Genomic DNA, 26,164 nt, shown 5'->3' with positions numbered 1-26,164 from the left:
CGGCGAATCAGCGGGACAGGACTACAGACAATTCGGCGAGGTCCACTCCGACAAGCGATTCGCGGAAAATCCGGCGTTCGCCTGAATCGACGGCGACCTCACAGGGAATTACCAGAACAGTTGCCCCGGATGCGACTCCGGCGGCCACTCCGGTCGGGGAATCCTCGACCACCACGCATCGGGTGATGTCGACGCCGAGCCGGGCGGCGGCGGTGAGGTAGGGCTCCGGATCGGGCTTGGGGTTGGTGACCTCGTCGCCGCAGAGGGTGATGTCGAAGTGCTCGCGGCCGATGGAGTCCAGGGCCACCTCGGTCAGTTCGCGGACCGTGGAGGTGACCAGCGCGGTGGGGACGCCGCTCGCGCGGATCGCCCGGAGCGCCTCGGGGGCGCCGGGCCGCCAGGGCAGTCCGGCCGCGAACAGCTCGGCGGTGCGCGCGACGAGCCAGTCGCCCGCGTCGGCCAGCGCCGGGGGGTCGGCGGGCAGGCCGAGCGAGGCGAAGAGCAGCCGCAGGGTGCGCTCCTGGTTGGAGCCGACCATCTCCGCCCTGGTCTCCGCCGACAGCTCACCGCCGAGGCGGACCGCCAGTTCGGCCAGCGGGATGTCCCAGATCTTCTCCGAGTCCACCAGCGTGCCGTCCATGTCCCACAGAACGGCCGCCGGGCCGTCCACAGAGGACGGTCTGGTCACAGGGGTCTCCTCACGCGTTGAAGTACTTGGCTTCGTGGTGGTGCAGCACGAAGGCGTCGGTGGACTGCTCGGGGTGCAGCTGCAGCTCCTCGGACAGCTCGACGCCGATGCGGCCGGGCTCCAGCAGGTCCACGAGCTTCGTGCGGTCCTCCAGGTTCGGGCAGGCGCCGTAGCCCAGCGAGTAGCGGGCGCCGCGGTAGCCGAGCTTGAAGAACTCCTCCACGCTGTCGGGGTCCTCCCCCGCCACCGTGCCACCGCCGGGCCAGACCAGCTCCTCGCGGATCCGCTTGTGCCAGTACTCCGCCAGCGCCTCGGTCAGCTGCACGCCGAGGCCGTGCACCTCCAGGTAGTCGCGGTAGGCGTCCTTGGCGAACAGTTCGTTGGCGAAGTCGGCGATCGGCTGGCCCATGGTGACGAGGTGGAACGGCAGCACGTCCACCTCGCCCGCGGCCAGCGCCCGCTCGCGGGGGCGAATGAAGTCGGCGACGCACAGCCTGCGGTCGCGCCGCTGGCGGGGGAACTCGAAGGTGTGCCGCACCGGCGCGTCGGGTCGCGGCTCGGTCAGCACGTGCACGGAGTTGCCCTCGGCGACCGCGGGGAAGTAGCCGTAGACCACCGCGGCGTGCTGGAGGATGTTCTCCGTCGCCAGCCGCTCCAGCCAGTAGCGCAGCCGCGGGCGGCCCTCGGTCTCCACCAGCTCCTCGTAGCTCGGGCCGTCGCCGCGGCCGCCGCGCAGGCCCCACTGGCCGAGGAAGGTGGCGCGCTCGTCCAGCAGCGCCGAGTAGTCGGCCAGCGGGACGCCCTTGACCACGCGCGTTCCCCAGAAGGGCGGGGTCGGCAGCGGCAGGTCCACGGCGACGTCGGAACGACCGAGATCGACCGACGGCTCGGGTTCCGCCTGGGCCTTGCGCTGTTCGGCGATGCGGCGCGAGCGTTCGTGGCGGGCCTTGCGCTCGGCGGCCTTGGCCTGGTCCTCCGGCGAGAGCGCGGGGTGCCCGCCGCCGCGCTTGGTCGCCATGATCGCGTCCATCAGCCGCAGGCCCTTGAAGGCGTCCCTGGCGTAGCGGACCTCGCCCTCGTAGACCTCGGAGAGGTCGTTCTCCACGTAGGACCTGGTCAACGCGGCGCCGCCGAGCATGACCGGCCACCGCCCGGCCACCCCGCGGGAGTTCATCTCCTGCAGGTTCTCCTTCATGATCACCGTGGACTTGACCAGCAGGCCGGACATGCCGATCACGTCGGCGCTGTGCTCGGCGGCGGCGTCCAGGATGGTGCTGATCGGCTGCTTGATGCCGATGTTGACGACGTCGTAGCCGTTGTTGGACAGGATGATGTCGACCAGGTTCTTGCCGATGTCGTGCACGTCGCCCTTGACGGTGGCCAGCAGCAGCCTGCCCTTGCCGTCGTCGTCGGTGCGCTCCATGTGCGGTTCCAGGTGGGCCACCGAGGACTTCATCACCTCGGCGGACTGGAGCACGAACGGCAGCTGCATCTGCCCGGAGCCGAACAGCTCGCCGACGGTCTTCATCCCGCCGAGCAACGTGTCGTTGATGATCTGCAAGGCCGGGCGCTGCTCCAGCGCCGCGTCGAGGTCGGCCTCCAGGCCCTTGCGCTCGCCGTCGACGATGCGCCGCTCCAGCCGTTCGAACAGCGGCAGCGCGGCCAATTCCTGGGCGCGGGTCTCCTTGGAGGAGGAGGCGGTCACGCCCTCGAACAGCTCCATGAAGCGCTGCAACGGGTCGTAACCCTCGCGGCGGCGGTCGTAGACCAGGTCCAGGGCGACCGCGCGTTGCTCGTCGGGGATGCGCGCCATCGGCAGGATCTTCGACGAGTGCGCGATCGCGGTGGTCAGCCCGGCCTGCACGCACTCGTGCAGGAACACCGAGTTGAGCACCTGACGCGCGGCCGGGTTGAGGCCGAAGGAGATGTTGGACAGGCCGAGGGTGGTCTGCACCTCGGGGAAGCGGCGGTTCAGCTTGCGGATCGCCTCGATGGTCTCGACGCCGTCGCGGCGGACCTCCTCCTGGCCGGTGGAGATCGGGAAGGTCAGCGTGTCCACCACGATGTCGCTGACCCGCATGCCCCAGTTGGCGGTCAGGTCCTCGATCAGCCGCGTGGCGACCCGGACCTTCCACTCCGCGGTGCGGGCCTGGCCCTCCTCGTCGATGCACAGCGCGACGACGGCCGCCCCGTGCTCCTGGACGTGCCGCATGATCCGCTGGAAACGCGAGTCGGGGCCGGCGCCGTCCTCGTAGTTGACGGAGTTGACGATGCTGCGCCCGCCGAGCCGTTCCAGGCCCGCGCGCAGCACGTCGGGCTCGGTCGAGTCGAGCATGATCGGCAGGGTCGACGCGGTGGCCAGCCTGCCCGCCAGCTCGGACATGTCCTCGGTGCCGTCCCGGCCGACGTAGTCCACGCAGAGGTCGAGCATGTGCGCGCCGTCGCGGGTCTGGCCGCGGGCGATCTCCACGCAGTCCTCGACCTTGCCGGAGAGCATGGCCTCGCGGAAGGCCTTGGAGCCGTTGGCGTTCGTCCGCTCGCCGATCATCAGCACGGACGCGTCCTGCTGGAAGGGCACGGCCTGGTAGACCGAGGAGGCGCCCGGCTCCGGCCGCGGCCTGCGGCGCGCCGGGGTGAGGTCCTTCGCGATCTCGGCGATCGCGCGGACGTGGTCGGGGGTGGTGCCGCAACAGCCGCCGAGCAGGCGGACCCCGAACTCGGTGGCGAAACCCGCGAGCGCCTCGGCCAGCTCGTCCGCGCCGAGCGGGTACACCGCGCCGTTGGGGCCCAGCTGCGGCAGACCCGCGTTGGGCATCACCGACAGCGGGACGCGGGAGTGCTTGGACAGCTGGCGCAGGTGCTCGCTCATCTCGGCGGGGCCGGTGGCGCAGTTCAGGCCGATCAGGTCGATGCCGAGCGGTTCGAGCGCGTTGAGCGCGGCGCCGATCTCGCTGCCGACCAGCATGGTGCCGGTGGTCTCCACGGTGACGTGGGCGATGATCGGGACGCGCCCGCCCTCCTCGGCCATGGCCCGCTTGCAGCCGATGATCGCCGCCTTGGCCTGCAACAGGTCCTGGCAGGTCTCCACCAGCATCACGTCGACGCCGCCCGCGAGCATGCCCCTGGCCTGCTCCTGGTAGGCGTCGCGGAGCTTGGCGAAGTGCACGTGGCCGAGGGTGGGCAGCTTCGTGCCGGGCCCGATCGAACCGAACACGAACCGCGGCCGGTCGGCGGTGGCGAACTCGTCGGCGACCCCGCGGGCGATCCTGGCGCCCGCCTCGGCCAGCTCGAAGATCCGCTCCGGGCAGTCGTACTCGGCCAGGTTCGCCCAGTTCGCGCCGAAGGTGTTGGTCTCGACCGCGTCGGCGCCCGCCTCGAAGTAGGCGCGGTGCACCGAGGCGACGACCTCGGGCCGGGTCACGTTGAGCACCTCGTTGCAGCCCTCCAGCCCCTGGAAGTCGTCCAGGGTCAGCGGCCACGACTGCAACATGGTGCCCATCGCCCCGTCTGCGACCAGAATGCGCTGGTCAAGGACGTCGAGCAGCGGCGATGCGAGGCGATCAGCCATGCCGCCAGCGTAGTGGGAGCGCTCCGCCGCGGCCCACGGCGCGGACCAACGCGTCCGCAGGGTGGGATTTCCGGCTGAATGAGTCATTCGGTGCGCTCAAGTACCTCAATGACTCATTCAGCCCGCTCAAGTACCCCAATGACTCGTTCAGAGTGGTTGGGGAGTGCGGTGTGGGGGTCCACGAGCACCTCGACCTGCCCGTTTTGTCACGTTTGCCCCCAGTTTGCGGGCGGAGCCAATGACGCGTTTGGTGCGTTGAACGTGCTGAATGAGTCATTGAGGGCGTTCAAGTACCTCAATGACTCATTCAGGGCACAACGGCGGGTGGGGTGTCCGGGTGGGGTGTGGTGGCGGCGGTGGCGAAAGCGGTCGGTGCGGGGTCGTAGGCTGACGCGGTGACAGATCCAGACCTCACGCGCGACGCACACGGGGCCTCCGGCGACCCGGGTGGTCTGCCGAAGCTGAACAACCCGGTGATGGTGGCGGCGTTCGAGGGGTGGAACGACGCCGGCGACGCGGCGAGCACCGCGATCGAGCACCTGCTGCTGATCTGGGACGCCGCCCCGCTCGCCGAGATCGACCCGGACGAGTACTACGACTTCCAGGTCAGCAGGCCGTCGGTGAAGAACGTCGACGGCGTGACCAGGCGCATCGAGTGGCCGACGACGCGGCTGTCGGTGTGCCGCCCGCCCGGCTCGGACCGGGACATCGTGCTGGTGCACGGCATCGAGCCGAACATGCGCTGGCGGGCCTTCTGCGCCGAGCTGCTGCACTACGTCAACGAGCTGGAGATCACCACGGTGATCACGCTCGGCGCGCTGCTGATGGACAACCCGCACACCCGGCCGGTGCCGGTGACCGGGACGGCCTACGACGCGGAGTCCGCGGCCAGGTACTCGCTGGAGCGCTCGCGCTACGAGGGGCCGACCGGGATCGTCGGGGTGTTCCAGGACGCGTGCGTGCAGTCGGGGGTGCCCGCGATCTCCTTCTGGGCGGCCGTTCCGCACTACGTCTCGCAGCCGCCCGCGCCCAAGACCACGCTGGCCCTGCTGCACCGGGTCGAGGACGTGCTGGACGTGGAGGTCCCGCTCGGCGCGCTGCCGGAGCAGGCGGAGGAGTGGGAGCAGGCGGTCAGCGAGATGGCCGAGGAGGACGAGGACGTGCGCGACTACGTCCGGTCCCTCGAGGAGCGCGGTGACCAGGACAACAAGCTGACCGAGCTGGGTGAGACCAGCGGTGAGGCGATCGCCGCCGAGTTCGAGCGCTACCTGCGCAGGCGGTGGGGCGGGGACGGGCCGCCGAGACCCAGTCTGTGAGGCGGGCCTGGCTGACGGCCGGGCTGTACGCGGGCGGGTTCCTCGGGCCCTTCGGCGGCGGTGTGGTCACCGCGATGCTGCCCGAGCTGGGCGTGGCGTTCGGCGTCTCGGCGGGCGCGGCCTCGGCGTCGCTGACCGTCTACATGATCCCCTTCGCCGCGCTCATGCTGGTGTCGGGGACTTACGGCGAGCGCTGGGGTGCCCGGCGCACCGTCGTGCTCGCGTACGTGGTGTACACGGCGGCGTCGCTGTGCTGCGCGTTCGCCGACTCCGAGGCGCTTTTCCTTGCGGGGCGGGCGCTTCAGGGCGCGGCGAACGCGTTCACCACCCCGTTGCTGTTGTCGGCGGTCGCGGCGGTCACCCCGAGGGAGCGGCTCGGCCGGGCGCTCGGGTGGTTCGCCTCGCTGCAGGCGGCGGGGCAGACGTTCTCGCCGTTGGTGGGTGGGCTAGCGGCTGAGCTGTCGTGGCGCTGGGCCTTCGCCGGGGTCGCGATCGTCTCCGCCGCGCTCGCGGTTCTCGGTGTGCCGCAAGGGGAACCGGCGACCCGGCCGAGCCTGCGCAGCGCGTGGCGGCCACGGGTGCTGCGATCCGGCTTGGTCGCGATGGTGTGCTGGGGTTGTCTCGGCGGACTGTCCTTTTTGGTCTCATTGCGGCTGACCGACGCTTTCGAGCTGGGCGCGGGAGCCCGGGGCGCGCTGCTGACCGGCTTCGGCGTGTGCGGGTTGCTGACGGCGCGAGCCGCGGGCCGGGCCGTCGACCGCTTCGGCTCTACGCGGTGCGTGCTGGTGGGCGCGTTCGTCGGCGGTGCGCTCGTGGTGTCGGCCGGGCTGCTGCCGTGGCTGCCGACGGTCGCGCTGGCGTGGGCGCTCGCGGGGGCGGCGACGCAGTTGATGCTGGTCGGCCTCAACGCGCTCGTGCTGACCTCGCACGGCGGGAACCGGGGCGGAGCGGTGTCGGTGTTGCAGTCACTGCGTTTCCTCGGCGGCGCGCTCTCCCCCGCCGCCCTCGTCCCGGTCTACCACCTCAGTCATGGGGCGGCGTTCGTGCTGCCCGCCGTGGTGCTCGCGATCAGCGCGCCTGTCGTTCTACCGCGTAGTCCTTGACGACCATCGAGTCGTGCATGCGCACGCCCTGGGTGTTCAGTTTCGCGATGGCCCGTGCCGCGCTCGCGGGCAGCGCCGTGAGCATCCGCGCCCCGGTGGTCAACCCCCACATCCCCAGGCGGGATTTCGGGATCAGCGTCTTCGCCGCTCGCAGGGCGAACACACGGCTCTTCCTGACCAGTTCGGCCATTTCGCGTTCGTAGGCGGCGAAAGCGCGCTCGTGGTCACCGCCCGCCGCGGCGAGTTCGCCCGCGAGCACGTACGCGCCGAGGACGGCCAGGCTCGTGCTCCCGCCGACCGCGGGCCCGGGGCAGTACCCGGCGTCGCCGACGAGCGTGACGCGCCCCCGCGACCAGGCGCCCATGCGCAGCTGGGTGATCGAGTCGAAGTAGAAGGCCGGAGTGCGCTCCAGCTCGTCCAGCCAGCCGTCCACCTCCGGGTGCACGCCCGAGAACGCTTGGCGCAGAAGCTCTTTCTGCCTCGGCACGTCCCGGTGGTGGTAGTCGAGCGGCGGGCTGTGGAACAGGAAGATCGCCCTCGCGTCGTCGAGGTGCCGCGCGCCGTAGAGCCCGCTCATCCGCCCCCGCCCGAGGTGGCCGCGGAACTCGCCGTCCCCGGCGAGGCCCTTGGGCACGGAGACCACCGCCAGGTAGGCGCCGATGTGCACCTCGGGCACGTCGCCGAAGACGAGCCGCCGCACGTTCGAGTGCAGGCCGTCCGCGCCCACGACCACGTCGAAGCGGCGCGGCGGCGCGTGCTCGAAGCGCACTTCGCCGTCGTCGGCGATCGCGGTGATCGAGTCGCCGAAGACGTACTCCGCGTCGGCGCGGCTCGCGTCGTAGTAGATCTCGCTCAGGTCGTCTCGCATGATCTCGACGTGCCGGTCCGACATGGCGCCGAAGAGCTTGCCGAGATCGATGGACGTCGGCCGCCGGACGCCTTCGCGGTGCACCGTCATCCACTGCGTGCCGGTCGCGCGCTCCTCGATCGACGGCAGCACGCCCATCCGCTCCGAGATGTCCATGGCCGGGCGGAACAGGTCGACCGCGTGGCCGCCGGTCTTGCGCAGCGCGGGCGCGCGCTCCACCACAGTCACCTCGAACCCGAACCTGGTCAACCAGTGCGCCAGCACCGGCCCGGCGATGCTCGCCCCGGAGATCAGCACCCGCATCGGAGCCCTCCTTACTTAACGGTCAGTAAGCCGTCATGCTGCCACTTACCGACCGTTAAGTAAACACGTCGAGGGCGTCCGAACCGATCAGCGGGATCACGGCCGGCGTCAGGCAGCGCGAGCCACCGCTCGTGCTGGACGACCTCCCGGACGTGCTCGCAGTCCGCGACCTCATCTCCAGCGGACGTCCCGCGGCGGAGCCCGGCGCCCGTTCCTCGACTCGGCGGACATCGTCATCGTCCCGTTCACGGCGGCGCTGTTCGGCATCCGCCGCGAGAGCTCGGCCTGCCTCCGCGACCTCGGTTCGCCGGTCCTGAAGAAGCGCGACGACGCCCGCGTCCTGGCGCCGGTCCGGCGGTGAGGCGGGGCGAAAGTACGCTTGGCGGGTGGCGAGGGCTTCGGACACCAGACAGCGCATCCAGGCGGTCGCGCGCGATCTCTTCCGCAGGCACGGCGTGCAGAAGACCAGCCTCCAGGCCATCGCCGCCGAGCTGGGCATCACCAAACCCGCGCTGTACTACCACTTCGCCTCGCGCGAGGAGCTGGTGCGCAGCATCGTGCTGCCGCTGATCGAGGACGGCGAGGCGTTCCTGCTGCGGCAGGAGAAGCTGGCCGAGGTCGACCAGCGCGCGCTGCTGGAGGGGTACTTCGACTTCCACTTCGAGCACCGCGACCTGATCGTGCTCGTGCTGACGGAGCTGACCACGCTCTCCGAGCTCGGCCTGATCGAGATCGTGCTGAACTGGCGGCAGCGGCTGGCGGAGCTGCTGTTCCCGCCGACGCCGACCCTGGCCCAGTCGGCGAGGGCGGTGGTGGCGCTCGGCGGGTTGCAGGACTGCACCATCCAGTTCCCGCACGTGCCCAGGGAAGAGCTGCGCGAGGTGGCCGTCGACGCCGCCTACGCTGCCCTCACTCAGTAGGCCTTCCGCAGCGCCTTGGTGAACGCCTTGAGCGGGTCGCCCTTGTAGTACCACGGGTACTCGTAGGCCCGGTTTCCTATGCGGGAGAACAACTCCCGCGCCTCGGGCCACCGCTCGGCCTGGGCTAGGGCGTAACCGACCACGGTGAGGTCGTGCAGTGCCATGGCGTGCCCGGGTTCCGGACCGCTGAGCCAGGTGAGCGCGGTGTCCAGGTCCGCCTTCGCCTCGGGCGAGTCCTTCCAGAAGTCCGCGACCTTGTAGGCGTGCTTGAACCCCTTGCCCTCTTCGATGAGGACGTACTCGATGTGCGCCTGCAAGGGCAGCACCGCGGCCCACGGCGCCGTCGCCTTCCGCGCGAAGGCGTACATCTGCTCGTGCGAGCCGTGCCACTTCTCGGCGAGGTACTGGAGCGCGGCGATGTGCCCGAGGCGGTTGTGCGGGTCGCGCGCGGCGAGCTCATTCCAGCGGCGGTGGAACTCGTCGGGCCGCTCGTCCTGGCCGATCGCCAGCCAGAGCATCGCCGCCCACGGCGTCGGGTCGTCCTGCCCGAGCTCGATCGCCCGCTCGCACAGGCCACGCGCCAGGGTCAGCCGCTCGAAGAAGCCCTGGAACGCCTCGTCGCCGGTGTTGTCCGCCCAGTCCGCGCCGCGCACCGCCCACGCGCGGTGCACCTCGCCCCAGCCGCGCACGGCGGCCGCGCCCGCGTCGGCCGGGCGTTCGGCGCACCACCGGTCCGCCCACCCGGCGTCGGCGACGGTGGCCTGGGCGAGCACGTCGATCGCGTGCCCCCTGCGGTCCCAGTCGTCACCGGCGTCGCGGAGCAGCTCCTCCGCCGGGTGCCAGTCGCCCCGGTTGGCGTGGTCCCGCGCCACGCGGAGCCCTTCGTCGTCCAGGGCGGGATCGTTGACGATCACGCCCGCGGGGGCCGCTGAACGGCGGCGGAAGAATGTCACGCGAGCATCATGCGAGCGCGGACGACCTCGCGCACGGCGGAGGCCACCACATCGGGGCGGTCGACGCCGAGCAGGTGTCCCGCCCCGCCGACGATCTCGTGCCCACCGATCGGGCTCACCGCCGCGAGATCGGCGTGCGCGGCGAGCAACCGGGCCGCGGACCGGCCTCCGCCCATGGCCGAGGCGGCGGTGAGGACTGTCCACGGAATCGGGGGCACGGTCCTTGATCTCGCACGCATCTTTTCCAGTTCCCGAATCCGGTCGGGATAGCTGGCGAACTCGGCGAGGATTTCGGTAAGGAGGCCGGAATCGGCAAAACGGGCGCGCGTGGCCACCGGGTCGGGATCGGGCTCCGAGAGGGTGCCGAAAGTCATCATCAGCGAACGCAGCGCCGGGCCCAGCCGCCGAGCCAGCCCCGGGGGCACCGCGCCCCGCCGCAGCAGCACGCGCACCGCCTTGGTCAACGGGTCATCGACGGCCGTGCTGCCGGGCGGTTCCGGGCTCGGGTCGACCAGCACGGCACCGGCGAGCAGCGTCGGGTGCGTCCGGGCGTAGGCCTCGACCGTCATCCCCGCCATCGAGTGCCCTACCAGCACAAACGGCAGCCCGGCGGAGTAGCGGAGGCGGATGTCCTCCACCGCGGCGACGCACTCGGCGAGCGGACGGCCGCCCGGGGTGAGCTCGAACGCGACACCGGCGATGCCCGGCTCCAGCAACCGCGTCACCGGGCGCCAGTCCGACGCGAGCCCGCCGAGCCCGGAGCACAGCGCGACCACCGCGCGCACCGGCTCCCCGGTGACCTCGACGTGGACGGCACGGAGATCCTCGGAATGTGCGGGGGCGCTGCTTCCCATTCGGCTAGTCTCGCCCAGAAGGTGACCGCGTGACGAGCTGGAGAAGTCGGAACATGGGCAGTAATTCCGCCGACGCCGGGAATCGGACGGCCACCAATACCGCCGCTGATACCGCCGGGAAGCCGAAACGCGGCAGCCGCCCGCGGCGCCACGAGGTGCCCGCGTGGAAGCACAGCGCGGCGGCGATCGTGGCCACGGTCGTGGAGCTGGGCGCGCTCTGCTCGCTGGTGCTCGTGCTGCTCGGCGACGACTACGCCGACTTCTCCGACGCCATCCGGACGGTCTTCGACTACACCGGTCTCCCGGTGGACAGCAACATCTTCATGGTCCTGGTGCTCGCGGTGCTCGGTGCCGCGCTGCGCAGGCGCAAGCGGGCGGCGCTGTGGGTGCTGGTGCTGTTCCAGGTGCTCTACGTCGTGGTCTACAACGCGATCGTGGCGCTGATCTGGCTGTACCTGCTGGCCGTCGGCGACACCACGGTGTCCGAGGACGACCTGCGCGAGCTGGCCGTCTCGGACACCCTGTGGGACCTGGTGATGGCGAACCTCGTCGGCATCGGGCTGATCGTGGTGCTGCTGATCCTGCGGCCCGCGTTCCCGGCCCGGCTCAACGAGGGCGCGGGGTGGCGGGCGCTGGGCTCGCTGGCCATCGGCATGGTGCTGATGACGCTGATCGGCTGGGGTCTGGCGCCGTTCTCGGCGAGCACCCCGGCGGGCACGCTGGAGCAGCTGCTCTGGTCCTTCAGCCAGGTCACCGGCAACTGGATCCCGATCGACCAGATCGGCATCGACCAGGCGGCCAGCTCGTGGCTGACCTTCCTGCTGGACCTCGGCGGCACCCTGGTCGGCGCCTACGCGCTGGCCCGGTTCTTCCGGTCGGCGCGCAGCAAGCGGATGCTCTCCCAGGAGGAGGAGCTGGCGCTGCGGGAGCTGCTGGCCGAGCACGGCGACGGCGACTCGCTGGGCTACTTCGCCACCCGCAGGGACAAGTCCGTGGTGTTCGCCCCCTCCGGCCGCGCCGCGGTGACCTACCGCGTCATCGGCGGCACCTGCCTGGCCAGTGGCGACCCGATCGGCGACGAGGACGCGTGGCCCGCCGCGATCGGCGCGTGGCTGGCCGAGGCCTACAGCTACGGCTGGGTGCCCGGTGTGCTCGGCGCGAGCGAGGAGGGCGCGCACGCCTACACCGAGGCCGGGCTGAAAGCACTGGAGATCGGTGACGAGGCGATCCTCGACGTCCGCGACTTCACCCTCACCGGCCGGGAGCGCCGGGGCGTGCGGCAGGCGGTCAGCCGGGTCGAGCGCGCCGGGTACCGCTCGCGGGTGCGCAGGCACGGCGAGATCCCGGACGAGGAGATGGACCAGCTGATCGCGGCGGCGCGGGCGTGGCGCGGGGAGGCGACCGAACGCGGCTTCTCGATGGCGCTCGGCAGGCTCGGCGATCCCTCCGACGCGCGCTGCGTGATGGTCGAGGCCTACGACGCCGACGACACGCTGCGCGGGCTGCTCTCGTTCGTGCCGTGGGGCCGCACGGGTCTGTCGATGGACCTCATGCGCCGCGACCGCACCGCCGAGAACGGGCTCAACGAGTTCATGATCTGCGAGCTGGTCGAGGCCGGTGGACGGCTCGGGGTGCAGCACATCTCGCTGAACTTCGCGATGTTCCGCGCGGTCTTCGAGGAGGGCGCGCGCATCGGCGCCGGACCGGTGCTGCGGTTGTGGCGGTGGGCGCTGAGCTTCGCGTCCCGGTTCTTCCAGCTGGAGTCGCTGTACCGGTCGAACGCGAAGTACGGGCCGAAGTGGGACCCGCGCTTCCTGTGCTACCGGAGCACCCGGCAGCTCGCGCGGGTCAGCCTGATCGCCGGTGTGGCCGAGGGATTCGTGCCGAGCAGGCGCGCGTTGCTGCGGCCGAGCGCGGCGCGGCGGGAGCTGCTCACACCCGAGGTGGCCGAGGAGTTCGTGCGGCAGGTCCACGCGATCGAGGACCGCGTGCGTTCGCCGAAAGCCTTGCGGCGCTTGCCGGAACAGGTGCGGGTGCGGCGGGACAAGCTCGACCGGCTGCGCGCGGAGGGCGTCGACGCCTACCCCGTCGGTTTCACCCGCGGCTGCTCGCTCAGCGAGGCGCGCGAGGCGGCGGGTGAGCTGCCGCCGGACACCAGGACGGGCACCCGGGTCAGCGTCGCGGGCCGGGTCGTGGCCAAACGCGAGGTCGGCAGGCTGTGCTTCGCGGTGCTGCGCGACTTCACCGGCGAGCTGCAGCTGATGCTCTCCGAGGACCAGCTCGGCCGGGAGCGGCTGACGGCGTGGAAGGCCGCGATCGACCTCGGCGACCAGGTCGGCGTCGAGGGCGAGGTGATCACCTCCAAGCGCGGCGAGCTGTCGGTCTCGGTTACCGAGTGGATGATCACCGCGAAGTGCCTGCACCCCTTGCCGGACAAGCGCAAGGGGCTCGCCGACGCCGAGGCGCGGGTGCGCAGGCGGTACCTGGACCTGGTGGTCAACGCGGAGTCGCGGACCATGCTGCGCGCACGGTCCACAGTGGTCAGGACGCTACGGGAGTCCTTGCACTCCAGGGGTTTCCTCGAAGTCGAGACGCCGATGTTGCAGGCCGTGCACGGCGGGGCGACCGCGCGGCCGTTCATCACCCACATCAACGCCTACGACATGCGGATGTACCTGCGGATCGCCCCGGAGCTGTACCTGAAGCGGCTCTGCGTCGCCGGGGTGGACCGGGTCTTCGAGCTGAACCGCAACTTCCGCAACGAGGGCGCGGACGCCACGCACAACCCCGAGTTCACGATGCTGGAGGCGTACCAGTCCTACGCCGACTACAACACCATGCTGCACACCGTCCGCGAGCTGATCCAGGAGGCGGCGGTCGCGGCGCACGGCGCTCAGGTGGCGCGGCACGTCGACCCGGACGGCACGGTCACCGAGCACGACATCAGCGGCGAGTGGCCGGTCGTCGGCGTGCACGAGGCGTTGGCGGAGCGGCTCGGCGAGGAGATCACCCCGGACACGTCGCTGGAGGACCTGCGCAAGTACTTCGACGCCGCCGGGGTGCCGTTCCAGGACGGGTGGAGCCGCGGCAAGTACGTGGTGGAGGCGTTCGAGCACCTGGTCGAGGGGCAGACCATGCGGCCGACCTTCTACCGCGACTACCCCACCGACGTGTCCCCGCTGACCCGCCAGCACCGCGAGGACCCGAGGCTGGCCGAGCGGTGGGACCTGATCGCGTTCGGCGCGGAGATCGCCACCGCCTACTCCGAGCTGACCGATCCGGTGGAGCAGCGCGAGCGGCTGCTGTCCCAGTCGATGAAGGCGGCCAGCGGTGACGTCGAGGCGATGGAGCTGGACGAGGACTTCCTGCGGGCGCTGGAGTACGGCATGCCGCCGACCGGCGGGCTCGGCCTCGGCGTGGACCGGCTGCTGATGATGCTGTGCGGCGGCACGATCCGGCAGAGTGTGCTGTTCCCGTTCGTGCGCCCCGAGGGCTCGTCGGTATGACGCGCTGGTTGTTGCTGCTCGGCACGCTCGTGTATTCGGCGTGGCTGCTGGAGTTCGTGCTGCCCACCGATCTGAGTCTGTTGCACAGCTACGTTTCCGAGCACATGGCGAGCGACCAGCCGTACCGCTTCCTGTTCCGCACCACCGACGTCATCGCGGGCACGCTCTTCGTCGCCGCCGCTTTTTCCTTGCGCGACAAGCTCGTCGGCATCGGGCTCGCGGTGTTCGGCGGGGTGACGGTACTGGACGCGCTCGTGCCCATGGACTGCGCGCCGAGCATCGACCGCGCGTGCCGCCAGCGGGAGATCGACAACACCGTGTCGCTGTCCCACGAGATCCACCAGGCGTCGAGCGTGCTGGTGTTCTGCGGGATCTTCACCGCCGTGATCGGCCTGCTCGTCCTGCGCGAAACCCTCGGCCCACAAGGACGTTTCGTTCTGTGGACGTGCTTCGCGGTGTTGGCCTTGTCCGGACTGCTGTCAGCACTGCTGGTCGGCGGCCCGTGGGTCGGATTGGTGCAACGAGCCCAGCTCGTGGCCACCGACGCCTCCCTCGTGCTCACGATCGTGATACTCACGCGAACGCCGCGTTTGGGGCGTTAGATTCCCTGAACGGGTCGTTCAGGGCGTTAGATTCCCTGAACGACCCGTTCAGGGCGCTCAACGCCCCGAACGGGTCGTTCGGGGCATGTGTGTGGGATCAGGAACTGGCGTCGTGGGGGCGGCACGCCTCTGCCGGGTTCCGGGGTTGTGGTGGGGTCTTGCCCAGCGTCAGCAGCGACTCCCGCACGGCCCGGGTGGTCGAATCGCCCAGCTCCCCGAAGATCTCCTCGGCACCGCGCAGGTGCCTCTGCGCCGCCTCGGTGTCGCCGAGCGCCGCGTACGCCTGTCCCAGGTGGAACAGCACGTTCGCGGTCTCCCACGGATCACCGACCTCTTCGAGCAGCGCGAGGAAACCCCGTCCGCGCGAGACGGCTTCAGCGGGGTTTCCCTGGCGCAGCAACACTTCGGTCAGCCTGCCACCGGCCCGGCCCTCCGCGTAGATGTCGTGCAGGGCGTGCGCCAGCAGGATCGCCTGGTTCAGGTACGCGGAGGCGTCGGTCAGCTCGCCGCGCGCCAGGGTCGCGTCACCGAGCCCGAGCAACGCGAGCGCCTCGCCCCACGGGTAGCCCTCCGCGCGGAAGGCACCGAGGGCGCGCCGGTTGCACTCGATCGCCTCGTCCATCCGCCCGAGGCCCGCGTAGGCGTCGGCGAGCCCGATGAGGGCCATCGCCTCCTCTGCCGCCATCCCTTCGGCGCGCTGCACCGCCAGCGCGAGGTCGCAGGCGGCGATGGACTCGTCGAACCGGCCGAGCTGCCGCCACACGATGCCGAGCGCGTAGTTCATCCTGCTCTGCGCGAGGCGGTCCCCGCTGCGCCAGGTCGCGGCCAGCGCGGCCTCGTAGACCGCGATCGAGTCGGACCAGTGGCTGCGCAGGTACAGGTAACCGCCGAGCGACCACGCCAGCTGCCAGGAGTAGGGGTGCACGTTCTCCGCGGCGGCCGTGCGCGCTGAGGCGACCAGGTTGACCCGCTCGGTCTCACACCACTCCAGAGCCTCTTCCGGAGTCGCGAACGGATATGGCCCGGCCTCCTCGTTGGGCTCGGGCAGCGCCAACGGCAAGCGGTTCGGGTTGAACAGCCGCTCGGCGCGCACGGCGCCCTGCACGCAGAACTCGAACATCCGCCGGAGCGCCTGTTCCCGTTCTGCCACGGGGATCTCCTCGCGGGCGCGGTCGGCCGCGTACGCGCGGACCAGGTCGTGGAACTGGTAGCGGCCGGGCGCGGGCTGCTGCAACAGGTGCGCGTCGACCAACGATTCCAGCAGGTCCTCCGCCACCGTGTCGGGAACCCGCGCGAGCGCCGCCGCCCGGAGCACGTCGATGTCGTCGCCGGGAGCGAGGCCCAGCAGCTGGAACATCCACTGCTGCTCGGTCGTGAGCAGCTTGTAGGACAAGGAAAAGGTCGCGGCGACGCTGCGGTCACCGACCTGGAGTTCGGCCAGCCTGCGGTGCTCGTTCCCCAGGCGCCGCACCAGGTGTTCTACTGTCCACGATGGACGGCTGCGCAGACGCGCCGCGGCGATCCGGATGGCCAGCGGCAGGTATCCGCACAGTCGCACCGCCTCGCGCACGGGGTCCCCGTCCGGCACCGCGGCGACCGTGGTGAACAGCGCCGTGGCCTCCTCCGGCGTGAGGACGTCCAGCGTCAGCGTGCGCACGCCTTCGAGGTCGAGCAGCCTGCGCCGGCTTGTGATCAGCACGAAGCACGTGGGGCTGCCCGGCAGCAGCGGCCGGACCTGCGCGGAGTCGATCGCGTTGTCCAGCACCACGAGCGCCCGGCGGCCCGCCATCGCCGCCCGCCAGGCCCCGGCCCGCTCGTCGATGTCCTCGGGGATGGCTTCGCCGGGCGTGCCGACCGCGCGCAGCAACCGGTCCAGAGCGGCACCCGCGCTCAGCGGCTGCTGTCCCTCGGTGTGCGCGTGCAGGTCGATGAACAGGTGCCCGTCGGGGAAACGCTCGCGCATCCGGTGCGCCGCGAGCACGGCCAGGGTGGTCTTGCCGATGCCGCCCATCCCGTCCAGCGCGCTGATCACCAACCCGCCCAGCGGCGCGGACTCCCCCGGCAGCGCGGCCAGCAGCCGCTTCAGCTCGGTCTCGCGCCCGGTGAAGTCCTCGACCACGCGCGGCACGTCGAACTGCGGCTGGGCGAGAACCGGTTCCGGGTCCGCCGGGATCTCCCCGCTGGCCCGCACCCACATCCGGTGCAGCTCGATCAGCTCGTCCCGGTCGGCGCCGCAGACCTTGGCGAAGCGCTCGGCGAAGCCGAACTCCGTGGGCACGGCCGCGCCGGAGCAGTAGCGGTGCAGCACCGAACGGCTGATCCCGGCCCGCTTCGCCAGCACGTCGTAGCTGCGCCCGGACCGCTGCTTCAGCTCGCTGAACCGCTCGGCCAGCCGCACGGCCCACGCCCGCGAATCCACCCGTGTCCCTCCGTCTCCCCGGCGTCCCCAAGAACGGTGTTATCGCAGGCCAGAGGCACCTTTTTATCCCGCTGTCCCAGTTTAGCGCCACGGCTTGGCACGCACTCCGGCCACGCTGGAAGCTGGTGGAGCCGGTCGCGGACGAGGGGACGGGGCGCAGGGGGTGTCCCGCACCGCGGCCGAGAGCTCATCGGCGTGAGCCGGTGGCACTGGGGGGCGACAGGGGTGGCCGATATTCCCGCATCGGCCACCCCTGTCCCAGACAACCACCGGAACCCCGCAGCAGAACCCCACCGCAGAACCACACAGCCTGGGGTTCCGCAGTCTTCAAGTACCCCCCACCCCACCGAAAAACGTCGCTAACCGCTACCAACCCCCGAGCAGCGGCCGGGGTTTGCCGTGGTTAGCGACTTCCAGGGGCCGGGTTGGTGGTACTTGAAGACTGCGGAACCTCGGCGAGGCGTCGGCGCAGGAGCTGGGCGAGGTGCAGCGGTCGCCGGTCCCCGAACTGCTCGATCTGCAAGCGGCACGAGAAGCCGTCCGCGAGGACCAGCTCCGAGTTTCCGAGGTGCGGCAGGAAGGACTGCTCAGCGCACGTCTTCGACACCTCGAAGTGCCCCTTCTCGAAGCCGAAGTTCCCTGCCAGGCCGCAACACCCCTCCTCCACGCTGTCGAGCGACACCCCGGCCCGCGAGAGCACTTCGCGATCGGCCTCGGTGCCGAGCACGGCTCGTTGGTGGCAGTGGAACTGCGTGACGGCAGTGATCGGTTCCTGTTCAGCGAACGGCAGGCCGCGCACCATCTCGGCCAGGGTGCGGATGCGGGAAGCCACGCGCCGAGCCCCTTGCCCCGCAACGAGTTCGGGCAGATCCGCACGCAGGGCCACGGCACAACTGGGCTCCAGAGCGACGATCGGGCGAGCGTCCGAAAGACCATCGAGCTTGCGGACAGTCCTTCGCAGAACCCGCTTCGCGACACCGAGCTGCCCGGTGGAGATCCACGTGAGACCACAGCACAACCCGGGCGCGGAGGGCCGCACGCGATAACCGGCTGCCTCCAGCACGGCGATCGCGTCGATCACGACCTCCGGAGAGAACGACGACGTGAAGGAATCGATCCACAGCACGATCTCCTCCCCGTCACGCGACGCCGTACGCCGACGCAGCCATGGGCGCAACCGCAGCGTCGACAGCCTGGGCAGCGCGCGCTGCTTGTCGATGCCTCCCAACCACTTGAGGCCCGGCAAAGCCAGCAAAGCGTTCGCGACGCGAGGCATCAGCCGACCGGCGGCGAGCCACAACGGAAGCCACCCCATGCTGTAGTGGCTGGCGGGGCGGATTCGGCCGCGATGGTGCTGGTGCAGGAACTCCGCCTTGTACGTCGCCATGTCGACGGTGACGGGGCACTCCGACCTACATGCCTTGCAGCCCAAGCACATATCGAGCGCTTCGGCGACATCGGCGGACTTCCACCCGGACTCGATGTGCCCGTTCAGCATCTCGAAAAGGATGCGCGCACGCCCACGGGTGCTGTGCCGCTCGTCGCGGGTTGCGCGGAAGGACGGGCACATCCCGCCTCCCTCGGTGCGACGACACGCGCCGACCCCCACACATCGGCGCAGCGCCTTGCCGAGATCGCCACCATCGCTCTCGTAGGCGAAGCCCAGATCAATGGTGTGCGGGCGGCTCAACGCGACACGGAGATCCGCGTCGAGCGGAGCGGGATCGACGAGCACACCGGGATTGAAGAGCCCCGAGGGGTCGAACGCGTGCTTGAAGGCGGCGAACGCGGACAGCATTGGCGCGCTGTACATCCGCGCCAGCAACTCCGATCGGGCCCGGCCGTCCCCGTGCTCTCCGGAGAGCGAACCTTCATGTGCCACAACGAGATCCGCGGCGTCGGTCTGGAACGAACGATAGTCGGCCCGACCCGAAGGACTGAGCAGGTCGTGGTCGATGCGGACGTGCACGCATCCCTCGCCGAAGTGCCCGTACACAACTCCAGCTCGGCCGTATCGCCCCAGCAGCTCACGGAAATCGCCGAGGTAAGCGGCCAGGTGTTCGGGTGGGACAGCCGAATCCTCCCAACCCGGCCAGGTCTCCCGCCCGTCCGCCGTGCGCGTGGCCAGGCCCGCGCCCTGCTCCCGGATACGCCAGAACGCCGCCTGATCCGACACATCCGTGACGACGGTTGTCGCTCCGCCCGCGACGTCGGAAACCTGCCGGGCCCGATCCATCGCCTCGTCGAGGTCGTCACCGCCGACCTCGACCAGCAGCCATGCTCGCCCTGGCGGCAACGCCGGTCGACCGCCAGGGCGCGGGCGGCTGTCGAAGGCACGCACAAGCTCGTCGTCCATGCCTTCGACCGTCAAAGTCCCCATGCCAGCCAGGCGTGGTGCCGCAGCCGCAGCCGCTACGGCATCGGGAAAGCCCACAGTGACAAGCACACGCGCCTTCGGCGGCACCACAAGCCCGACCGTGGCACTGGTGACGACAGCACATGTACCTTCGCTGCCGACCACGGCGCGAGCGAGGTCAAATCCCTTCTCCGGCAACAAGTACTGCAAGCCGTAGCCCGAGATCTGCCGCGGAAAACGACCGAGTTCGGTACGGATCAACGCCAACGACGAATCCCTCAGCGCCGTCAAGCGCTCCGCCAGAGGCCCAGCAGAGGACATTGTCAGCGAAGTCCCATCGGCCAGCACCACGTCCAGCGACTCGACGTTGTCCGCAGTGGTCCCCCACGCCACGGAGTGCGAGCCGCACGCATTGGTACCGATCATCCCGCCGAGCGTGCATCGGCTGTGCGTAGAGGGATCGACACCGAACGTCAGCCCGTGCACGGCCGCCTGCCGCCGCAGGTCGTCGAGCACAACGCCGGGCTGGACGACCGCGGTGCGCGCATCAGGATCGATCCGTTGCACCGCACGCAAATGGCGGCTGAAGTCCATCACCACGCCGGGACCGATTGCGTTGCCCGCGATGTTGGTGCCCGCGCCGCGCGATGTCAGAGGAACACCAGCCTCGGCACAACGCTGGACAACACGAACAACGTCCTCGGTATCCCGCGGCAGCACCACACAGCGCGGAAGAACGCGATGGTTGGAGGCATCGCAGGCATACGCGGCGCGGGTGCCGTCGTCGTCGAGCACGTCACCCGCGAGCTCAGCCCGCAGTGTGCGGACGAACGAGTCCGTGGACACGAATTCTCCTGCCTCAGTTGAGAAACAGCTCGGCGGGCACGGTCGAAGCAGCCTCCGCGAGCGTCCGCCGGTCGACTCCCGCACGCGCGAGCGCGTCGATGAGTTGGCCAAGCGCCTCCGGCGGCGGAGGCGAGTCCGGCTGGCCCGCATCGGAGGACAACACCAGCCGTGACCCGGCCGCACGCGCCACCTCGGCAAGCATCTCGGCCGAACAGCCGGGCTGATGCAGCAGTTGGTACGCCGTGATCTCGACGAAGCCCCCGGCATCGGCCAGCTCCCTGACCTGTGCGGGATTGAGACCGGGAACCGTGTAGGACGGGTGGGTGAGCAGAACGCGCCGAATACCGTAGTACTTCGCCCGATCCAGCAGCCACGCGCACTCCGCGCCGCTGAGGTGACCGGTGGCCAGAACCGCGTCGTGATCAGCGATGAGCGCGAGAACCTGTTCTGCCGCAGTAGCCGCAGCGGGCTCCACAGGCGGCACCGCGAACACTGTCCTTTCGAGACGGTCCTCGCGATCGCACAACCGGGGCAGCCCAGCGGTCTCCTGCGTGTGCGCGTCGGCAGTCGGCATCCACACCACTCGTCCACCAGCGATCAGCGCAGCGGCCGCGCTCGCGGGGTTGATCCCTCCTGCCGCCTGGTTGAGCGTGACACCGCCGACGACGTTCATCCCGGACATCCTGGCCAGCGCCCGCGCACGGCCCACCGTGGACTCGTAGTGCCCCTTGAGCACGAAGCCGTCAAACTCGGATTTCCAGTAGTGGTCAAGGACATCGACGTCTTCGCCGATGCGGTCGAGCACATCGGGGGCCGCGTGCACATGGCAGTCGAACACGCGATCACCCGACCACGGTGACGCGACGCGCGGTCTCCGTCGCGATCAGGTCGAAGCCGGAATCCCTCAGCAGCGGCCATTCCCGGCGAAGCTCCCGGAGCCCTTCCAGGTCGATCTCGGCCACTGCGATCCCCGGCTCGGCACCGAGCTCGGCGATCACCTCACCGTCCGGCCCGACCACCCGCGAACCACCCCAGAAGCTCTGTCCGAGCTCCGTTCCACAGCGGTTGACGAACACCACGTAGGACTGGAGGGCAACGGCCGCATGGGTGATCAACACATCCCAGACCCGTTGCGCGGGCGGGGAAGCATCGCTGTGCATGCTGTTGGCGATCACGACCAGGACCTCCGCGCCGGAGTGCGCGGCCAGCCAGGGCAACGCGGGCTGCCACAGGTCGTTGCAGACCAGCACGGCGATCTTGGCGCCGCGAACCTCGTGGCAGTCAAGGCGATCGCCCGGCCGGAACTGGTCGCGCTCGCGCCAGCCCCGGTACTGCACGAGGTAAAGCTTGCGCTGCACGACCACGTCGGTGCGATCGATGACGGCCGCGCTGTTGTAGGGCTGACCGCCTTCACTGGCCTCAGCGAACCCGACAACGACAGCGGGTCCGTGCTCGCCGAGATCGACAAGCTCTTTGGCGGACAAGGGATTCGAGTCGATGTGGTAGCCGTGGACGGCGAGTTCGGCCGCAACGGCGAGATCGACATCCGGCACTCGGCGCAGGCCCGCGTGCAGCTCGGCCACGTTGTGCTCGACCATCCCGAGCACGGGATCGGTCTGGAGCAGCGCGACGCGGAACCCTGTCATCGGATGAAACCCTTCCGCACCAACCAGTCGTGGGCCACCTCTTCCTCCGTCAGCCCCTCGACGTCCACACCCGCGTTGAGCTTGCGCATGGTCGCGTCGTCGACAGCCTGGGTGATCGGCGCCATGATCGCGGCCAACGCCGGGTGCTTCTCAGCGACCTGACGGCGGACGGTCAGCGACGGGTTGAACGGGGTGAAGTGCTTCTTGTCGTCGTCGAGCACGGTGAGCCCGAGCGCTTCGATCCGGCCGTCCGTGGCGAAAACCTCGCCGAAAGTGCAAGGGTTGGCGGTGTCGATGGAGTTCGGCACGGCTCCCAGCGCGAGTTCGGCTTTCTGCGCCCTGGGCAGTACGAAACCGTAGCTGCGCTCCAATCCGGGCCACCCGTCGTCCCGGCCGAAGAACTCCGCCGCGGCACAGAAGGACACCTTGGCCGGGTCGGCCCTGGCGAGCGCCGCGTAGTCGCTAATGGTCCGCACCCTCAGCTCCGCCGCCTTCTCCTTGCTCACGGCGATGGCGTAGGTGTTGTTGGCGGGCGCGGGATCGAGCCACCGCACACCGTTGGCTTCGAGGTCACCGCGTGCGACGGCTTCGAACTGCGCACGCGGGTCGGCGATCGGCGTCGTCTTCCCGAGATGGGTCACCCAGCCGGTTCCGGTGTACTCCCAGTACATGTCGATGTCACCGCTGAGCAATGCGGAGCGCACGCTGCCCGTCCCCGACATGCCGCAGGACCGTGTCACCTTGGCACCAACGGATTCCAGCGCCTTGGCGGTGATCTCGCACAGCACGAGCTGCTCGGTGAACTCCTTCGAGCCCACGGTGATACTCGCCCCCGCCAGGGAACCCCGCTCGGCGAGGGAGCCAGGGTGGGCGACGCTGCCGGGAGCCTGGCCGAGGACGCAGCCGCTGAGCACCGACGCGGCCAGCACGACCACGATCGACAGCCGAAGTCGTTGACGCATAAGGGTTCCTCTCAGATTCCGCGTGGGCGGAGGCCGCGTTCGCACACCCCGGCGAGCCAGTCGACGGACAGGGCGAGCGCCACGGTGAGGATGCTGCCCGCCAGCACGACGGGCATGCGGTTGAAGACGATGCCGCTCTCGATGAGCGAGCCCAGCCCGCCCGCGTTGGTGTAGGTCGCGAGGGTGGCGACGCCGACGTTGAGGATCAGGGCGACCCGGATGCCCGCGAGCATCACGGGAACCGCCAGTGGCAGTTCGATCGTCACCAGGACCTGGCGCGCGCTCATCCCCATGCCGCGCCCCGCGTCGATGAGCGCCCGGTCCACCTGTTTGAGGCCGACCATCGTGTTGCGCAGCACGGGAAGCAGCGCGTACAGCACGAGCGAGATGACCGCCATCCAGATGCCGACGCCGAACAGGATGGCGAGCAGCACGAGGATTCCGATCGACGGGATCGCCTGCCCCGCGTTGGCCACGGCCAGCACGGGCGCTCCGAGCAGCCGCATGCCGGGTCTGCTCAGCAGCACGCCGAGCGGGACCGCGAGGAGGATGACGGCGACAGTGGAGATCGCGACGAGCCGGAGGTGTTCACCGACCCGCGCGAGGATCTCCTCTCCGGAGAGCAGCCGCGCCTCGATCGAGTCCAGCTCGCGGGCGTTGATGGAGGCGAACACGATGACGACGAGCGCTGCCGCGATCACCGGCAGCACCCAGCTCTTCGCCTCCCCGGTGGCGTTCGCGACCTCGTCCCTGGTGCTCACCGGGCGCTTCCCGCCATCAGCAGCTCCCGCAGGGTCAGCTCGCGATCGTCCTCTGTGGACTCTCCCTCGATGATCACGCGGTCGGCGCCGTCGCGCAGCATGCGCTCCAGCACCGAGTGCACGGAGTCGCCACTGGAAACCCGCAACGGCAGACGGTCGGCAGGTTCGGGCTTCCGCAGATCACCGACGTTGAGCAGGCCGAGGCGGCGCACCGCGGCCCCCGAGCCGAGGAAGTCGCGCACGTAGTCGTCGGCGGGGTTGGTGAGGATGCCCAGCGGGGTGTCGAACTGCACCAGTCGGGAGCCCTCACCGAACACCGCGACCCGGTCGCCGAGCCGCAGCGCCTCGTCGACGTCGTGCGTGACGAACACGATCGTCTTGCGAATTCTCCGTTGCAGGGCGAGGAACTCCTCCTGCAACCGGGCCCGGGTGATCGGGTCGATCGCGCCGAAGGGCTCGTCCATGAGCATCACCGGCGGGTCGGCCGCGAGGGCGCGGGCCACCCCGACCCGCTGCTGCTGGCCGCCGGAGAGCTGCTTGGGGTAGCGCCCGCCGAACGCGGCCGGGTCGAGACCGACCAGGTCCAGCAGCTCGGCGGTCCTGGCCTCGATCCGATCCCGTTGCCAGCCGAGCAGTTTCGGCACCAGGCCGACGTTCGCGGCGACGGTGAGGTGCGGGATCAGGCCGACCTGCTGGATCACGTAACCGATGTGCTTGCGCAGCTCGTCCGGGTCGACGTCGGTGACGTCCCTGCCGTCGATCCAGATCCGCCCGCCGCTGGGCTCGACCATCCGGTTGATCATCCGCAGCGTGGTGGTCTTGCCGCAGCCGGAGGGGCCGACGAACACGACGAACTCGCCCTCGCGGATCTCCATCGACAGCGGGGCGACGGCATCGCCCGCCTGCCCGTCGTAGCGCTTGTGCACTTCGTCCAGCCGGATCATGACGTCAGACATGGAGACCTCGCGGGGTGGTCAGGCGTCCGATGAGGACGAAGGACAGGTCGAGCAGGAGCGCGACGACGACGATGCCGAGCACCCCGCTCAGCGCCTCGTTGAGCGCGTTGGCCCCGCCGATCCGGGCGAGACCGCGGAAGATCAGCTCTCCGAGGCCGGGGCCGCGCACGGCCGCGCCGATCGCCGCGATGGCCACCAGCATGATCGTGGAGACCCGGATGCCGTTGAGGATCACCGGCCACGCCAGGGGAAGCCGGACCATGCGCAGCCGCTGCCCGGAGCGCATGCCCATCCCCTTGGCCGCGTCGACGACCGCGGGCGTCACGGTCTCCAGCCCGGTCACGGTGTTGCGCAGGATCGGGAAGATCGCGTACACCGTCAGCGCCACCACGGCGGGCCCCAGCCCGAGCCCGAGCACTGGCACGAGCAGGCCGAACAGCGCGAAGGACGGCATCGTGAGCAGGACACCGGTGGTGGACAACAGCCAGGACCTCAGGCGGGGCGCGCGTTCGGTGGCCAGTGCGAGGCCCACGCCGATCGCCGTGGCGACCGCGACGCTCAGCAACACCAGCTGAACGTGTTGTGCCGCAAGGAACATGATCCGGTGCGCGTTGCGCAGGACGTACTCGTGGAAGGGCATCAGCCGAGTCCAGCCCGGAAGAACTCCTCGATGAGGTCCACAACGGACTTGAAGGTCGGGTGGTCGTCGAACATCCACTCGGTGTGCCCCTGCCCCGGCAGCAGCTCCAGCCGCTTGCCCGCACCGGCCCTGGCGAACAGGTCCTGCGCCTCCTCCGGCCGGTGCAGTCCGTTGCGGTCGCCGTGCACGATCAGCAGCGGGCGCGGCGCGATCCGGTCGACCACCTCGGCCGGGCGGAACCGGAGCAGGTAGTCGGCCGACTCCAGCGACACCCCGGAACCGAAACCCGGTGCCTGGTAGAGCTGTTCGTCGACGTAGCCATCGGTGGCGCCGTCCAGGTCGAGCCGGACGATGTCCCAGGGCGAGGTGATCTCGGAGCGCCCCGTCCGTGAGCGGACCGACCGATCCGCCTCGATCCGGTCCACCAGGCCGTCCCAGGACGTGGCGTCGTGCATGGCCTTCGTCGAACGGTACCCATCTGCGATCCCGTTGCAGGACACCACGGCCCGCACGCGGGGATCGTCGGCGGCCTCGGCGATCACGACGCCGCCGCCGAGCCCCCAGCCGAGCAGCGCGATCCGGTTCGCGTCCAGCATCGGGTGCGAGCTGACGCGGTCCACCGCGGCGCGGACGTCCTCGGCCCACTCCTGCGGGACGAGCCGGCCGCGTTCGCCGTCGCTGTAGCCGAACCCGCGGTAGTCGAAGGCGAGGACCGCGTAACCCCTGGGCGCCAACGCCCTCGCGAAGCGCTCCGGGTGGATGACCTTCAGCCCCTGGTAGCCGCTCGCGGGCACGACGACCGGGTAGGGCGCGCCCGCCCCGTCGTCGTCCGGCAGGTGCAGGTCCGCGTCGATGCGCAGCCCGCTGCTGAAAAAGGGCAGGGGAATACTCGGCATG

19 protein-coding genes are annotated in these 26,164 nt (G+C 70.2%); 5 read left to right on the top strand and 14 right to left on the bottom strand.

Annotated elements, in window-relative coordinates; genetic code table 11:
* Positions 1 to 7 precede the first annotated feature (7 nt).
* A complete protein-coding gene (locus NLX83_RS30790; protein WP_254238726.1) occupies positions 8 to 688 on the bottom strand; it encodes an HAD family hydrolase in 681 nt (226 codons plus the stop codon).
* Between the two features lie 10 nt (positions 689 to 698).
* Positions 699 to 4,256: a methionine synthase gene (gene metH / locus NLX83_RS30785; RefSeq protein WP_254238725.1), complete on the bottom strand. Its 3,558-nt coding sequence runs from the start codon at positions 4,254 to 4,256 to the stop codon at positions 699 to 701.
* A gap of 395 nt (positions 4,257 to 4,651) precedes the next feature.
* Here metH and NLX83_RS30780 point away from each other — a divergent pair, with 395 nt between their 5' ends.
* Together NLX83_RS30780 and NLX83_RS30775 are read left to right on the top strand one after the other, a co-directional pair.
* Positions 4,652 to 5,572: a PAC2 family protein gene (locus NLX83_RS30780; protein WP_374118829.1), complete on the top strand. Its 921-nt coding sequence runs from the start codon at positions 4,652 to 4,654 to the stop codon at positions 5,570 to 5,572.
* Positions 5,569 to 6,675 (top strand): MFS transporter, encoded by a 1,107-nt coding sequence (locus NLX83_RS30775; RefSeq protein WP_254238724.1) that lies wholly within the window; start codon positions 5,569 to 5,571, stop codon positions 6,673 to 6,675. The genes NLX83_RS30780 and NLX83_RS30775 overlap by 4 nt, the downstream gene beginning before the upstream one ends.
* Here the strand turns inward: NLX83_RS30775 and NLX83_RS30770 are convergent.
* Complete coding sequence (locus tag NLX83_RS30770; RefSeq protein WP_254238723.1) at positions 6,641 to 7,846, bottom strand: FAD-dependent monooxygenase; 1,206 nt, start codon at positions 7,844 to 7,846, stop codon at positions 6,641 to 6,643. The genes NLX83_RS30775 and NLX83_RS30770 overlap by 35 nt on opposite strands.
* A 386-nt stretch (positions 7,847 to 8,232) precedes the next feature.
* Between NLX83_RS30770 and NLX83_RS30765 the strand changes: the two genes are divergently transcribed.
* Complete coding sequence (locus NLX83_RS30765; protein WP_254238722.1) at positions 8,233 to 8,766, top strand: TetR/AcrR family transcriptional regulator; 534 nt, start codon at positions 8,233 to 8,235, stop codon at positions 8,764 to 8,766.
* Here NLX83_RS30765 and NLX83_RS30760 read toward each other — a convergent pair.
* Both NLX83_RS30760 and NLX83_RS30755 read right to left on the bottom strand, forming a co-directional pair.
* Positions 8,760 to 9,719: a DUF4034 domain-containing protein gene (locus tag NLX83_RS30760; RefSeq protein WP_254238721.1), complete on the bottom strand. Its 960-nt coding sequence runs from the start codon at positions 9,717 to 9,719 to the stop codon at positions 8,760 to 8,762. The two genes, NLX83_RS30765 and NLX83_RS30760, sit on opposite strands and share 7 nt — an antisense overlap.
* A complete protein-coding gene (locus NLX83_RS30755) occupies positions 9,716 to 10,573 on the bottom strand; it encodes an alpha/beta hydrolase (protein ID WP_254238720.1) in 858 nt (285 codons plus the stop codon). The genes NLX83_RS30760 and NLX83_RS30755 overlap by 4 nt, the downstream gene beginning before the upstream one ends.
* A 53-nt stretch (positions 10,574 to 10,626) precedes the next feature.
* On the opposite strand from NLX83_RS30755, the gene lysX reads away from it, so the two are divergent.
* Together lysX and NLX83_RS30745 are read left to right on the top strand one after the other, a co-directional pair.
* Positions 10,627 to 14,079: a bifunctional lysylphosphatidylglycerol synthetase/lysine--tRNA ligase LysX gene (gene lysX / locus NLX83_RS30750; RefSeq protein ID WP_254238719.1), complete on the top strand. Its 3,453-nt coding sequence runs from the start codon at positions 10,627 to 10,629 to the stop codon at positions 14,077 to 14,079.
* On the top strand, positions 14,076 to 14,681 hold the full coding sequence (locus NLX83_RS30745; protein ID WP_254238718.1) for a DUF998 domain-containing protein: 606 nt from the start codon (positions 14,076 to 14,078) through the stop codon (positions 14,679 to 14,681). Before lysX ends, NLX83_RS30745 begins: the two co-directional genes overlap by 4 nt.
* Positions 14,682 to 14,778: 97 nt before the next feature.
* Here the strand turns inward: NLX83_RS30745 and NLX83_RS30740 are convergent, their stop codons facing one another.
* The 9 genes from NLX83_RS30740 to NLX83_RS30700 form a co-directional block, all read right to left on the bottom strand.
* Positions 14,779 to 17,100, bottom strand: a complete 2,322-nt coding sequence (locus NLX83_RS30740; protein ID WP_254238717.1) for an ATP-binding protein — start codon at positions 17,098 to 17,100, stop codon at positions 14,779 to 14,781.
* Positions 17,101 to 17,503: 403 nt separating this feature from the next.
* Positions 17,504 to 20,302: an FAD-binding and (Fe-S)-binding domain-containing protein gene (locus NLX83_RS30735; RefSeq protein ID WP_254238716.1), complete on the bottom strand. Its 2,799-nt coding sequence runs from the start codon at positions 20,300 to 20,302 to the stop codon at positions 17,504 to 17,506.
* A 13-nt stretch (positions 20,303 to 20,315) separates the two neighbouring features.
* The gene (locus tag NLX83_RS30730) at positions 20,316 to 21,140 is read right to left on the bottom strand and encodes a DUF6282 family protein (protein ID WP_254238715.1); all 825 of its coding nucleotides are present in this window, start codon (positions 21,138 to 21,140) and stop codon (positions 20,316 to 20,318) included.
* A 4-nt stretch (positions 21,141 to 21,144) separates the two neighbouring features.
* The gene (locus tag NLX83_RS30725) at positions 21,145 to 21,948 is read right to left on the bottom strand and encodes a carbon-nitrogen hydrolase family protein (RefSeq protein WP_254238714.1); all 804 of its coding nucleotides are present in this window, start codon (positions 21,946 to 21,948) and stop codon (positions 21,145 to 21,147) included.
* The gene (locus tag NLX83_RS30720) at positions 21,945 to 22,910 is read right to left on the bottom strand and encodes a glycine betaine ABC transporter substrate-binding protein (RefSeq protein ID WP_254238713.1); all 966 of its coding nucleotides are present in this window, start codon (positions 22,908 to 22,910) and stop codon (positions 21,945 to 21,947) included. Before NLX83_RS30720 ends, NLX83_RS30725 begins: the two co-directional genes overlap by 4 nt.
* A gap of 11 nt (positions 22,911 to 22,921) precedes the next feature.
* On the bottom strand, positions 22,922 to 23,671 hold the full coding sequence (locus NLX83_RS30715) for an ABC transporter permease (RefSeq protein ID WP_254238712.1): 750 nt from the start codon (positions 23,669 to 23,671) through the stop codon (positions 22,922 to 22,924).
* Positions 23,668 to 24,627 carry an ABC transporter ATP-binding protein gene (locus NLX83_RS30710; protein ID WP_254238711.1) on the bottom strand — a complete coding sequence of 320 codons (960 nt, stop codon included), beginning with the start codon at positions 24,625 to 24,627 and terminating at the stop codon, positions 23,668 to 23,670. The genes NLX83_RS30715 and NLX83_RS30710 overlap by 4 nt, the downstream gene beginning before the upstream one ends.
* Positions 24,620 to 25,267, bottom strand: a complete 648-nt coding sequence (locus NLX83_RS30705; RefSeq protein ID WP_254238710.1) for an ABC transporter permease — start codon at positions 25,265 to 25,267, stop codon at positions 24,620 to 24,622. The genes NLX83_RS30710 and NLX83_RS30705 overlap by 8 nt, the downstream gene beginning before the upstream one ends.
* Positions 25,267 to 26,163 (bottom strand): alpha/beta hydrolase, encoded by an 897-nt coding sequence (locus NLX83_RS30700; protein ID WP_254238709.1) that lies wholly within the window; start codon positions 26,161 to 26,163, stop codon positions 25,267 to 25,269. Before NLX83_RS30700 ends, NLX83_RS30705 begins: the two co-directional genes overlap by 1 nt.
* Position 26,164: the final 1 nt, after the last annotated feature.

The sequence above is a fragment of the Allokutzneria sp. A3M-2-11 16 genome, from assembly GCF_024213555.1.
In the GTDB taxonomy this organism is placed as follows: domain Bacteria; phylum Actinomycetota; class Actinomycetes; order Mycobacteriales; family Pseudonocardiaceae; genus Allokutzneria.
Note: the sequence above shows the minus strand (reverse complement) of the source record. Positions and strands in the feature narration are given on the sequence as shown.